The 12,777-nt window shown below is 36.2% G+C and carries 12 protein-coding genes; 3 read left to right on the top strand and 9 right to left on the bottom strand.

Annotated elements, in window-relative coordinates:
- The first annotated feature begins 76 nt into the window (after positions 1–76).
- The gene (locus HAV12_RS14080; protein WP_171570217.1) at positions 77–1,054 is read left to right on the top strand and encodes a glycoside hydrolase family 43 protein; all 978 of its coding nucleotides are present in this window, start codon (positions 77–79) and stop codon (positions 1,052–1,054) included.
- 157 nt (positions 1,055–1,211) lie between these two features.
- Here the strand turns inward: HAV12_RS14080 and HAV12_RS14075 are convergent, their stop codons facing one another.
- Positions 1,212–2,744 carry a sulfatase-like hydrolase/transferase gene (locus HAV12_RS14075; RefSeq protein ID WP_171570216.1) on the bottom strand — a complete coding sequence of 511 codons (1,533 nt, stop codon included), beginning with the start codon at positions 2,742–2,744 and terminating at the stop codon, positions 1,212–1,214.
- A gap of 305 nt (positions 2,745–3,049) precedes the next feature.
- Here HAV12_RS14075 and HAV12_RS14070 point away from each other — a divergent pair, with 305 nt between their 5' ends.
- On the top strand, positions 3,050–4,195 hold the full coding sequence (locus HAV12_RS14070; RefSeq protein WP_171570215.1) for a hypothetical protein: 1,146 nt from the start codon (positions 3,050–3,052) through the stop codon (positions 4,193–4,195).
- A 12-nt stretch (positions 4,196–4,207) separates the two neighbouring features.
- Here the strand turns inward: HAV12_RS14070 and arsB are convergent, their stop codons facing one another.
- The 6 genes from arsB to HAV12_RS14040 form a co-directional block, all read right to left on the bottom strand.
- Complete coding sequence (gene arsB / locus HAV12_RS14065; protein WP_171570214.1) at positions 4,208–5,278, bottom strand: ACR3 family arsenite efflux transporter; 1,071 nt, start codon at positions 5,276–5,278, stop codon at positions 4,208–4,210.
- A 2-nt stretch (positions 5,279–5,280) separates the two neighbouring features.
- Positions 5,281–5,895, bottom strand: a complete 615-nt coding sequence (locus HAV12_RS14060) for a low molecular weight phosphatase family protein (protein WP_171570213.1) — start codon at positions 5,893–5,895, stop codon at positions 5,281–5,283.
- A 39-nt stretch (positions 5,896–5,934) separates the two neighbouring features.
- Positions 5,935–6,408, bottom strand: coding sequence for a DUF6428 family protein (locus tag HAV12_RS14055; RefSeq protein WP_171570212.1), 474 nt, complete (start codon positions 6,406–6,408; stop codon positions 5,935–5,937).
- A 17-nt stretch (positions 6,409–6,425) separates the two neighbouring features.
- Entirely contained in the window at positions 6,426–6,758 is a 333-nt protein-coding gene (locus HAV12_RS14050; RefSeq protein WP_171570211.1) for a helix-turn-helix transcriptional regulator, read from the bottom strand.
- Positions 6,759–6,968: 210 nt separating this feature from the next.
- A complete protein-coding gene (locus HAV12_RS14045; protein ID WP_171570210.1) occupies positions 6,969–8,489 on the bottom strand; it encodes a hypothetical protein in 1,521 nt (506 codons plus the stop codon).
- 80 nt (positions 8,490–8,569) lie between these two features.
- Positions 8,570–10,372 carry a T9SS type A sorting domain-containing protein gene (locus HAV12_RS14040; RefSeq protein ID WP_171570209.1) on the bottom strand — a complete coding sequence of 601 codons (1,803 nt, stop codon included), beginning with the start codon at positions 10,370–10,372 and terminating at the stop codon, positions 8,570–8,572.
- 897 nt (positions 10,373–11,269) lie between these two features.
- Here HAV12_RS14040 and HAV12_RS14035 point away from each other — a divergent pair.
- Entirely contained in the window at positions 11,270–11,899 is a 630-nt protein-coding gene (locus HAV12_RS14035) for a ferritin-like domain-containing protein (RefSeq protein WP_171570207.1), read from the top strand.
- Between the two features lie 75 nt (positions 11,900–11,974).
- Here the strand turns inward: HAV12_RS14035 and HAV12_RS14030 are convergent, their stop codons facing one another.
- Positions 11,975–12,421 carry a hypothetical protein gene (locus tag HAV12_RS14030; protein ID WP_132034175.1) on the bottom strand — a complete coding sequence of 149 codons (447 nt, stop codon included), beginning with the start codon at positions 12,419–12,421 and terminating at the stop codon, positions 11,975–11,977.
- A gap of 23 nt (positions 12,422–12,444) precedes the next feature.
- A complete protein-coding gene (locus tag HAV12_RS14025; RefSeq protein WP_171570206.1) occupies positions 12,445–12,651 on the bottom strand; it encodes a hypothetical protein in 207 nt (68 codons plus the stop codon).
- Positions 12,652–12,777: the final 126 nt, after the last annotated feature.

The raw sequence follows: 12,777 nt of genomic DNA, 5'->3' as shown, positions 1-12,777 counted from the left end.
ACTTGAAACCTGAAACCTGAAACCTGAAACTCTGGAATTTGGAATTTAAAATATGAATAATAGCAAAAGCAATTAAATGAAAAAAATAATAACCTTGGTAAGCTTCATGAGTGTTTTCGGGGCTTGTTCGCAGGAAAATAATTCAGTTGTGAAACCTATTGAAGTGGTAGCAAAAAACATTTTTGTAGCCGATCCGACTATTTATTACAGTAAAGGAATGTATTATTTGTATGGAACCACCACCGGTAATATCGCCAATGGTGAGGGGTTTTTAGTTTATACTTCTTCTGATTTAAAGAAGTGGAGTGAACCGAAAGGAGCGCAAAACGGACTGGCTTTAAAAAAGGGTGATTCTTTTGGAGACAAGGGATTCTGGGCGCCGCAAATTTTAGAGTACGATAAAAAGTTTTACATGATTTATACCGCCAACGAAAACATTGCTGTTGCGACTAGTGACAGTCCGTTAGGGCCTTTTAAAAATGAATCGAAAAAACCAATTATTGAAACCGGAAACCAAATTGATCCTTTTGTTTTTATCGATGAAGATGGAAAAAAATATTTATATCACGTAAGATTAACGAACGGAAACCGAATTTTTGTGGCGGAAATAAATGACGATCTTCAAAGTATTAAACCAGAAACTTTAACCGAATGTATTTCCGGAACTTTACCCTGGGAAAATACGGAAAACACGAACTGGCCGGTAACAGAAGGGCCGACGGTTTTAAAACACAATGGCTTGTATTACCTGATTTATTCAGCAAATGATTTTAGAAACATTGATTATGCAGTAGGGTATGCCACCAGCAAAAGTCCACTTGGGCCCTGGGAAAAATCAAAAGACAGTCCGATTATCAGTCGAAAAAATACCAGTCAAAACGGAATTGGCCATGGAGATATTTTTTGGGACCAGAATCAAAAAATGCATTATGTGCTGCATACGCATTTTAGTACCGCGGAAGTTTCGCCAAGAAAAGCAGCGATTATTGATGTCGAGTTTGCGGGTAATGAACTAAAAGCAGTTCCTGAGAGTTTTAATTTCCTGAAAAATTAAAGATATATTTTTTGATAATGTTTCACATTTTTTGATCTGTACCCTTTATATTTAATAGGATTTTGAGGTATTAATAAGAGTACAGAAAAGGTATAAAAAAAGGTATATTCGCAAGAATATACCTTTACTGGTGATTTGAAAATAGCTGTAAGCAAATTTAATTAAACGCTGTGGTACTAAAAACATCTTTTGGCGTATTTACCCAAAGTTTTTCTACCTCAAGCTGGTGCAATTGTGCTTCTAAATCTTTTCTAATTTCGCTGTATGCCGGATCGTAAGCAAGATTCGTGATTTCCAACGGATCATTGATCAGATCGTACAGTTCATATTGATTAAAATAAGCTGTTGCGGCATCGAAATAATAATCAAATTTCCACTTTTCTGTTCTGATACAACGAATGCGATTAGCTGCCTTTACAATTGCCCAGTTGCTGTTGGAACCAGCTTTAATATCGTCATACGTAAATAAAATGCTATGTTGAACAGGCGTGTCATTTTCCATTATCGGCAGTAAACTTGTACCTGCAAGTCCTGCAGGCGGATTTGATACATTTGCGATATCAATAAAAGTAGGCATGATATCTGCCAGTGTTGCTAATGCCATTGACTTCTTTATGCCGTGGTCTTTAAATAGAACCGGATTTGAAATTACAAGCGGTACCCTTAATGCCTCTTCATACGCAACAAAAGTTTTCTGACGTAAACCACCATGAGCTAATCCCATTTCGCCGTGGTCTGATGTTAGTGTAACAATGGCAGAATCCGCTAATCTCTTTCCATTTTCATCTTTCTGGTATAATTCTTTAATAAGATAGCCAATTTCCTTATCAACGTGGCTCAATAAATAGCCATAAAAATTAATATAATTTAGCTTGTCCTGAGGACTCTTGATTTCTCCCAGACTTAGGGCCATGTTAAGTAAGATTTGCTCTTGCGCCATTGGTTTTTTATTTTCAAGCAAATTTTCATTTACCGTAGCCGGAAGGCCAATTTCTCTGCCTGACCAGGTATCGGTATGGTATCCTGAAGTACCGGCTGATTTTGGATAGGCCAAAACATCATGCGGATTAACAAGTGAAAGAATAAGGCAATAAGGTTTATAATCTCCTGCTGCTCTTTTTGCCTTAACTTCCTTCAGGTATTGTATGGCTTCGGCAGTGTATTTGGCATCATGATTCGCATAACCTCCTCCAAAATTTAAGGGATTAACATCTTCACCGGCATCCGGAGCAACCCAGCCCATTGCTCCATACAATGAAATATCTGCAGCTGTCAGATCTTCATAATTCGTTTTAGTACCATTTGGAGCCACTCCTTTACTCATATGCCATTTACCTCTATATTGAACATCATATCCATCTGCCCAAAGTACATTCATTATATTGGGTAATGAGTTATCGAGTGTTGGTTCCTGTGGAGATAAAAGACCTCCTTCGGTTAATGTTTGGCTTACTCCGTGTTTGGCCGGATAGGTTCCTGTAAATAAGGTTGCCCGACTAGGGGAGCACATGCAGGTATTACAAAAAGCCCTGTCAAAACTAAATCCATTCTGTTTTAGAAACGTAAGAGTAGGGAGGTTTTTCTCTTCCCATCCCGGTGGAAAATGTTGTGTGGCACGTTGCTCATCTGTAATAATAAGAATCAGGTCTGGCTGCTGGCCAATTTGGTTCAGTTTTTCTTTTAGGTCCATTGTTTTTTGGTTTAACTTATTAGTGAAAAAATGTAATTATTAATTTTATATTACCTGAAAATTAATTGTTTATGGCTTTTTTTAAAAATTAGATGAAGGGAAAAATAGTACCACGACATTCTAAACAGGTTTAATTAATAAGAATAAAATTACAGTAATAAAACATATTGGAAGAACGTATAAATACCTGTTTATTTATGGTAGAGGGAAAGCTAAATTTACGGCTGAGAATTTAAATCGGAATGAATTTTTCGATTAATTGGTTTTTAGTATTACTTTGGTGGTATCCTTTTTGAAATACCGCAATGGAAAAATATTTACTTTTACTTTATTTTACAGTATTATCCGTTTCCCTCTTTGCTCAGGAAAACAAAATTCCGGCCATAAAAATATATCTGGAAGACGCTGAAAACGAAAAAAACATAGGCAATGCAAAAGTCACGCTGGAAGGTTTTGAACTGCCGGAGATAACTGCAAAATATAATACTAAAGAACAAAACTATTATTTTAATGAAATACCGTCCGGTTACACGACCGTAATGACGTATCATAAAAAGTACAATGAAAAAGGTTTTCAAAATACGACAGGATTGCCCAAGGAATTGAAATTCAAACTTTTTGACCCCATGAATGTGTCGTATGGTTTTGATTTTTTTGAGGACAACCTTTCCATTAAAAACACCTATGTGGAAGATCCGTATAAAATCAGTGTTTCATCAACGAATGAAATGACCTATAACCTTTTTAAAACCTATATCATTTCAAAAATTAAGGAATTAAATCTCGAAATTGAATTGGTAAATCCCTATTGGGAAGTCGATAAGATCGAAGAAAACCCCTTTTTTCCGAATCAGAAAGAAGCCTATCCGACACTTACAGTAAAGGAAACCGACAAATTAAGTACGGAATACTTATTTCCTTTAAAAAGCGGCATCACAAATATTTTTCCGGATAGAAAATATTCCAATAAATCGGGGGACATCTGTTTTATGGTAAGGAAAAAAGACGGTTCGAAATTTAAGCGATTTAACGATCCTGTAATTCAGAAATTAAAAGAGGAGAAATTAAATGTCTATGCTGTTGTTTTGAATAAAAGGAATGGAGCAGATTTAATAAATAACCTGAAAATCAGGGACAGAAGCAATGCAAAATTCAATTCAGAACATAAAATAGATTCGTCTAAAGTTTTCTTTTATGATTCGGGTTTTCGAAATCACAAAAAATCAATTTTTAGTTTTTTGAAAAAGAAAAATCAGATGATCCTTATGGAACCGAATCAATATCCGCAATTTCCTTCTTTTTTTCTCCTCCGGAATGATGATTACGAAATTCCCAGATTTCGGCGTGAGATACAAAATCAGTACGGTCAGCCCATACCTCCTCAGGATCTTTCTGTTGGATTGGGGATTTTAGATGAATACGACTATTATTTAAATCCGGACGTACAATAACGTATTAGGGATTTAACCTGGTTTTTCATAGTATTTCTTTTTAAACCAGAGCGCAAGATTCACTAAAGCGATAAGCGCAGGCACTTCGACCAATGGTCCGATAACTCCCGCAAATGCCTGTCCGCTGTTGATGCCAAATACACCAATAGCGACTGCAATTGCCAGTTCAAAATTATTTCCGGTAGCGGTAAAAGCTATAGCTGTAGCTTTCGAATAATCAGCACCAAAATATTTGCCAACAAAAAAGCTGATGATAAACATAATAGTGAAATAAATTACTAATGGCACAGCAATGCGTACAACATCCATAGGAATTTGAACGATCAGTTCTCCTTTAAGGCTAAACATCAATAGGATTGTAAAAAGCAGTGATAGTAATGTGATGGGCGAAATAAAAGGTACATATTTAGTTTCAAACCATGCTGTTCCTTTCCATCGAATAAGAACATAACGGCTGATGATTCCCAGTGCGAAAGGAATTCCCAGGTATATCCCGACACTAGCGGCAATCTGGCCAATACTGATATTCACTTCAAAACCATTATAGCCGAAATAGGGAGGCAGAATAGTGATAAAAAGATAAGCGTATACACTGTAAAGCAAAACCTGAAAGATGCTATTGAGTGCAATAAGACCCGCAGCATATTCTCTGTTTCCATCAGCCAGGTCATTCCAGACCACTACCATGGCAATACAGCGGGCCAGACCAATCAGAATCACACCAATCATATATTCCGGATATCCATTTAAAAAAAGAAGGGCTAAAGAAAACATTAAAACAGGACCAGCAATCCAGTTTAAAAATAACGATGCTCCCAAAACCTTGGTATTTTTAAAAACCTCTCCCATCTGTTCGTATTTCACTTTTGCCAAAGGAGGATACATCATGAGAATTAGTCCAACAGCCAATGGAATATTAGTTGTCCCGCTGGAAAAGGAATTGATAAAATTACCGCTCGAAGGGATAAAATAGCCTATCGAGACTCCAAGGGACATAGCCAGAAAAATCCACAGCGTTAAAAATCGGTCCAAGAATCCTAATTTCTTGCGTCCGGCGACAGGTGTACAGTTATTTGCTGCCATTTTTAGGATTTGATTTGTGAAAATACATAAAACATTTCAGTTCCAATTTGAAGACTTCGTTCCTGATAAATCTGTTTTTGTTGCGGTGTGCCGTCTGAAACTTTAGGGTCTTCAAAAGTGATTGGGATTCGTTTTTCGGCACCGGCAATAAACGGGCACCCGCCATCTGCCTGAGAACAGGTCATTATGGCTGCAAACTCACTTTCAGGATTAAAATCATCATCATAAGTTTTCGAAAAGCCCATAACAGGAAGTGCATTTGATGCAAACTTTATGGCATAGACAGGATTTTTACCTTCCGAAAGGGTTTTAACTTTAAATCCTGAAAGCGTTAATGTTTCGGCAATCATCGGGAATAGTGCTGTCGCTTCTGTACCCCCCGAATAACAAAAAACGTTTTTTATATTGTAATGAGCAGCTGCGGTCTGAGCCCAGATCTGTGACAAATGACTTCTTCTGGAATTGTGCGTACAGATTAAGTTCAGTCTGATGTCCAGCCTGCTGTTTACTTTATGCTGCATAAAGTCGATTAACGGCTGAAGGACAATTTTGCGTTCTCCGGAAATCTGCTCAAAATCAAACGCGCTAATGGTATTTTCTATTTCAGTATATAACATGGTTTTTCAGGTTGGAAATGATTATTTAGGATTTAAAAATTAACAACAGCCTCCGCCAGGTGTACATGAATTAGCGCTGTCAGCATTTAATTGGGCTAATTTTACTTTAGGTTTATCCGATGGGATTCCGCATTGTTCCTGTGCAAGACATGCCGTCTGTTTGTTTCGTAAAATGAAATTTTTACCGTTAAAATCTAAATCATATTTGCCAATTGTAGTATCCTGATATTCCACTTCAATTTCATGATCTTCAATACCTAAAACTTTTTCGGAAAGTTCAATAATATGAATTAGTTTTTGAGGTTTAAGCCTGTGGTCGTAATCATTGGCATCCCAAAGCTGGAAGTTGACCACCGTTTCTTTTCGTACAGTTCCTCCGCAGTCAATAAAGTTTTTAGTAATCAGACCCACTTCGGTTACGTGGAAATATTCCGGTACCAAAGTTCCGTTTGGCAATTCAAAATTTACAGTTTCCACTGTAGTCAGTACTTGTTTAATTTCTGAAAGTTTCATAATCTATGTTTTAAAAGTTAGCAGCACTCGTTTCTCTTTTTTTCAAGATGAACAGTGATATGTTCAAAAAAGCCTTTTATTTTTTTTAATCCCGGCTCATTGATACAGTAACAAATCGAGTTGCCTTCAATATTGCCTTTTATCAAACCGGCATTTTTAAGTTCTTTAAGATGCTGGGAAACGGTAGGCTGGGAAAGCGGCAGTTCATTGACAATATCTCCGCAGATACAGGTATCCACTTTTAATAAATATTCCATAATAGCTATTCGGGCAGGATGCCCCAAAGCTTTAGCCAAAACGGCAAGTTCGTTTTGATTAGTTGTAAAATGATCTGTTTTTGTAGCTCCCATTGGTTTATAATTATATTGCAATATTACGATATTGTTTTGAAAAAAAGAACATTTTTAATTGAAATTTTTTATTGATGTACTTCTGAAAGTTATTTTTATAAAAAAAACAACTCCAAAGATCAGCTGATCTTTGGAGTTGTTTGCATTTAAGATGAAGTATTCATTTCGGAATTAATAAAGTATTAATGCATTGTGAGACATCTTTATCTATTATTTTAGAGTTAAAGTAATATTGGGAACCACAAGAACACCGGTAGCTCCGGAATTACGCTGTAAAGCCACTTCGATATAATCACCACTAGTTAATTCAGTAGTTGCATTTAAGGGAAGAACGATAATATCATTAACGGCAGCTCCTCTTCCGTAAATTTTGTATTGCGTTAACGGAGTTCCATTTTTAGTAATATAAGCTATAAATACTCCTGTGCCCGGCACCTGAAAAGAAATAGATCCCGTTACCTGAAAAATTCTTTTCTTTTTTCCAACGTATTTTAGCCTGTTGTAACCGGCAGTACCGGCATCTGTTGCAAATCTGAACAAATTGGAATACACTGTTACAGGCTCACTACCAGTGCTAACTCCGACTTTTACGATATTACTTGGAGTGGAATTGTTTAACGTTACTCCAAGGCCGCTATTGACAGGATAATCCATTGAAAAATCCCCTACGGCATTGGCATCTGCTTCAGTTGGTATTCCTCCAGCCCTAACACCCCAGCTGGTATTAAAATTATAACCTGTGAAGGTGGTTGCAGATGGAGTTGCATAAGGTCTGACATAGGTAGCAGGAGTAGGACCTGTAAAAACAACAGATTCCAAAACAGCATCGCCGGTAATCGTAAGACCTGCTGTAGAAACATCCACACCATATGCTCCGGAACTAACATTAGAGAACCCTCCTTGTTTTTCAATCAGATTGAATGTCCCTGTAAATTTTTCATAAGTACCACTATTATTGCTGAACCACGCCTGATTGCTTAACAGTAATTGACCAATGTTATTATAAGTGACACCATTTGTATTTCCTGAAAAATTAACAATACTCATAAAAACTAACCCATAACCAGATATGGTACCTACACTGGCGCAATTGGCAATAATACAATCCCTAAGCAAAAAAGTAGATGTTGAAAGCGCGGAATTTAGATTAAAAGCGGTAGCACCTGGGGTTGTAATAGTAAGATTTCTGACACTGCCTCCCGTAGTTCCGTCAAAAAGATTTCCGGATGTTTTAACAATGATATCTTCATTAGCATCCAGGCCATTCAAATAAGCACCATTAAGGTCTATGGGGAAATTAAACACGACTTGTCCATTAATTTCATATAAGGTATTAGCTGTCAAAACATATTTAGCACCAGCACCAGCCGCTAATTCGGTGGCCAATACAGTCGCTAAATTGTCGGTAGATCGTATACGTTTAAAATTTAGTCGCGGAAGTCCTCCACTTAAAGGTATCCATGATGTAGTGCTGAGTACGTAACTATAAAGTGATTTAAAATCTGTATCGTAAACAATCAATCCGTCGGCCGGCGTAGCGATAGCATTTCTTTGAATAGTCGTCATACGCGGCGGAAGTAAACCCTGAGTCGTAGAAGTGATGTCTAAAACCGAACTGGCATTAGGAGTTATGGTACCGATTCCGATTTGTGCATTTCCTAAAAATGAGGAGATGAAAAAAAGGAATAAGAAAAAGAGCTTATAATTAAGTGGAGTATATTTACAGATCATAATTTTATTTTTTAATTAACGTTGAAGATTAAGATATTGGGTTGGAGACAGTATCTCTGCATTTAAAGTAGAGATTCCAATTATTGTTTTCCTGAATTTGATATCACAACTTTTTGAGCTATTTTTTCATTATCAGCGGTTACAAAAGTGGCAATGTAAATTCCTGCGCTTAAGCCTGAAGTTGAAAAATTATAATTTTGTTCCACTTCCAGTTTATTTTTAGTCAGGACAGCTCTTCCAAGAATGTCATAAAGAACAAATGACTTAAATACGATGTTATCCGGATTTGAGGCACTTAATATTTTATTGGTATTATCCTGACTTACAAAAAAGTTAGTTTTAACTTCATCAGACAGGCCAAGTGTTACATTGGTAAAGGCAATTTTAAACCGTTCCGTATACACGCCTGGTGCAATGGTAACTTGATAAGTTCCTGTTTTAATATCATGATACGATGCATCTAGCTCGTCGTATATATAAATCTTTTGTGAAGGATCGAAATTTATAACTTCAGGAATATAAAATTTTAAAGTAGTATTGGTTGTCGCCTTTACTGCCAGAGGTATTTTTTTAGTCAGTTCAAAATTAACGCCCTGTATAACGTAATTACCATTATCCATCCAAAACGAAGCATCATTAGGTAGAGTTTGATCCATATTTAGGGCATCAATACCGGGATCTACACCATCTGTCGCTTCCGGCATAAAGGCCAAAGCAAGCTGTCTGGTAAACTCATTATTGATGATGGTGTTCAGTTTAAAATGAGAAATTACCGTAACGTCTTCCTCTTTATTTTCAGCATCGGTTTTATTCGGTGAAGACTTTGCAAATTGTGATAAAGGAGAACCTTCTTTGTAAAATACTCGATGCGTATTTTTAAAAGTTACAGTGCCATTGGAAGCTCCGTTTATCAAAAAACCTTGTCCAATTGGGGAGTATTTGCGCTCTATTACTAATCCGGAGCTGGTGCCGGTTGTATTTAAGCTACCGTCAGCATTATAACTGTTAAAAGTAGCAGCGACGTAAACTCCATTTGAACCCAAAGTTCCGGGTGAATAGGTTCCGTAACCTCCTTTGTAAGCTGAGAGATAATGAGAATTGGCTGATTTGTCCTGCTCCCAGAAATACGCTATACGCGTACAGGCAGAATTGGTCGGATCCATTAAAAAAGCATTCAAATCTATTGCCGACGGGTAAGGATTTCCGGTCAGTGTGGCGGCATTCCCAGATCCAACGGTCACAGCAATATTACCATCATTAGGTTTTCCCCTGAAATCATAGCGCTGTGCTGTTAAGGGAGCACCGGGATTATTTACAACTCCTGTGCTTTCAGGGTCTGTTGTATCAGGACCACTTGTTCCTTTCATGGTGAAACCTTCTCCCGCTGCAATTGTAGTAGCATCGGCAACCTGAACCCATTGCGAGTAATTATTGGCATTGGTTAATTTATAGATCCAGTAAGGAGCTATGGCAAGAGGGTTGGCTGTTCCGTTATAATTCGACATAGGAAGTATAGTAGCAGGTACTACAGCAGTCGAAGTGGTTGGGCGGTTTAGCAATGTGATTCCAAAATTGGTATTACCTGCTGTAAGCGTGGGACTTCCAACGGGGGAACACCAATAATTATATTCAAAGTTATCTGAGGTCCCTTCCTGATAAACAGACACAATTCCTGTTCCTGTATTTGTAGAAGTTCCCGTTGTACCTTGCACTAACTGGGAGTTATTTCGTAAATAAAGATTTGAATTGGCAGCCAGGTTTATATCCTGGGTTACGTACAAAACCTGATTCTTCACATAAACCGGAGTATTGGCACCAATATAAATTTGAGCAAAACCCGGCAATGAAATCATCGTAAAAAAGAAGAATATTTTTATTTTCATAGTTGATGCTGTGTTAGATTTAAATTTTAGATTAAGAATAAATCATCTGTTTTTTAAGTAAAAACAATCATCTTTTCTTGTTAACCACATAGATTCCAAAAACTAGACCCGCTAGCAGCAAAACAGGCAGCATTTTATTTATGGGAACTACAACAGGATCATCAGGCAGGCCCGGTGGTGGAGGGTTTTGAGAATAGGCGAGAAATGAAATTAAAAGTAACATGAGGAACATTTTTTTTTTCAATTGTGGGGGGATTTTTAAGATTTTTGAAAATTATACTTGTTTTTTAATATCTGTAAATCAATATGTTAATTTTTGTAATACTCCATGTTGTAATTATTGTACTACTTTTTACTGGTTCAATTTAAATAGAGTAATCAACTAATAGTTACATAATTTTAGGAATAAGTTATACAATTCCCACATATCCAAAAGTGAAATTCTCGAAGAAAATTAGAAAACTGAAACAAGTATTCTGTCAGAATATTTTTTAAAAATCAGAAATTTGCTATTATTTTGAGAAGACTCTCAATGCCTTTAATAGATGTTTTTGAAACGCAAGAAATTATTTTTCAAAGTGATTGACTAAATTGGTACCGATCCTGTTTTTGACCGCTACTATATATATTTTAAATGATAGCAATCAGCAATTTCAGGTCACTATTTATGTGATTATTTTCATGCTAAGTTTTACTGTTTTATAAAATTTTATTTATCCGAATATAGTTTTAGGTAACATCTGAAACTTATATCATTACCAGCTTTTGTTACAGAATTAAATTTCTTTATACTTGATTTAGAGAGGTTTAAAAGTTGAAATATTGAGATGAAATTATATAAGCAAATGCTGTGAAGTAAGTCTAATTTTGAGATAACAAATTTTAAAAATTATTATCATGAAAGATTCAAATACAAAAACAGCCAGTAAAAAAGCAACTGCAGCTAAAACAACAACAACAGCAAAAAAAGCTACAACAACTGCAAAAAAAACAACACCAAAAGGAACAGTAAAAGCTAAGTCCTCAGCAGCCGAAGGTTTAAGAGAATTATTTGTTGATTCCTTAAAGGATATCTACTGGGCTGAAAAAGCACTGACTAAAGCATTGCCAAAAATGGCTAAAAATGCAACTTCTCAAAATTTAATTGATGCAATCAATGATCATTTAAAAGTAACAGAGGGTCAGGTAACCAGATTAGAAGAAGTTTTTGCAGCAGTTGGAGAAAAAGCCACAGCCAAAAAATGTGATGCGATGGAAGGTCTGATCAAAGAAGGCGAAGGAATTATGGAAGAAACTGAAATTGGTGCTGTTCGTGATGCGGGAATTATTGCTGCCTCTCAAAAAATTGAACACTACGAAATCGCTACTTACGGAACACTTGCAGCATTTGCCAAAACGCTGGGTGAAGACGAAGCAGTTGCACTATTGGTTCAAACGCTAAACGAAGAAAAAGAAGCGGATGTAACACTTACTGAAGCTGCTTATAACACTATTAATTTTGATGCCACTGAAGGCGATCAGAACTAAATAGTAAACAGACTACTATTCTAAAAACCCCTGCATCTTTAAAGATACAGGGGTTTTTAATTATTTAAAGGATAATTACAGAAACAATTTGTAAACCAGGAATGCAATAACAGAGAAAATTACATGTGCTACAAAAAGCTGAATGTAATAACCCTTAAAATCGATATTTGGTTTTTGAGGAACGATTTCAAATAAAATAACCCAGCTGATAATTCCGATGATGCCACTAATTATTCCAAGTAAAATACTGGCAGCCCATGATACCTCCAGGAATTCATTGAACCATAAAAAGTGATATCCCATCACAAAGCAAAGACCAATTAAATAATGTAAAATCCATCCCAGGACAGTTTTGAGATTTGGTGATACTTTTAAATGAAGCCCTGTAAGAATATAAGTGAGTAATAGGGGCTCTTTGTAAATTTCCCTTGCACTCATAGAAACGGCATAACTAAATAATGTCATTACTGAAGTTGCAGCGACAGAAGAAATTAGGATTTGAAGTATGATATGAAAATTCATCGAAAAAGAATTTGATTATTTAATTAAGTAGGTAGTACAACGGTCGTCGAGCGCGCAGGTAAAATGTGCTGTGGTACGGCTGTTTTTCCGATGCCTATAACAAGTACTTCTGTATCATTATTTTGATTGGGTGTATTAAAAGCAATTATGGAAGTCGAGTCAATCCAAAACGACACATTTTCTCCGGATGAAATACTACCGTTATTCAGTTGATCTGCTATTTTAGTCATGATACTGTTTTTAAAATGTTTAGTCAGAACGAATCCAGATTTTCATTATAAATCCAAAAGTAAATTACCTCAATGTAAAAAGTTTACACCGTAAAATTTTAAGTTTATATCATTACCAGTTGTGAT

Origin of the sequence: Flavobacterium sp. CLA17 (assembly GCF_013112255.2) — a bacterium.
Classification (GTDB): domain Bacteria; phylum Bacteroidota; class Bacteroidia; order Flavobacteriales; family Flavobacteriaceae; genus Flavobacterium; species Flavobacterium circumlabens.
The sequence above is the reverse complement of the archived record's forward strand: the minus strand, read 5'-3'. Positions and strand labels throughout refer to the sequence as shown.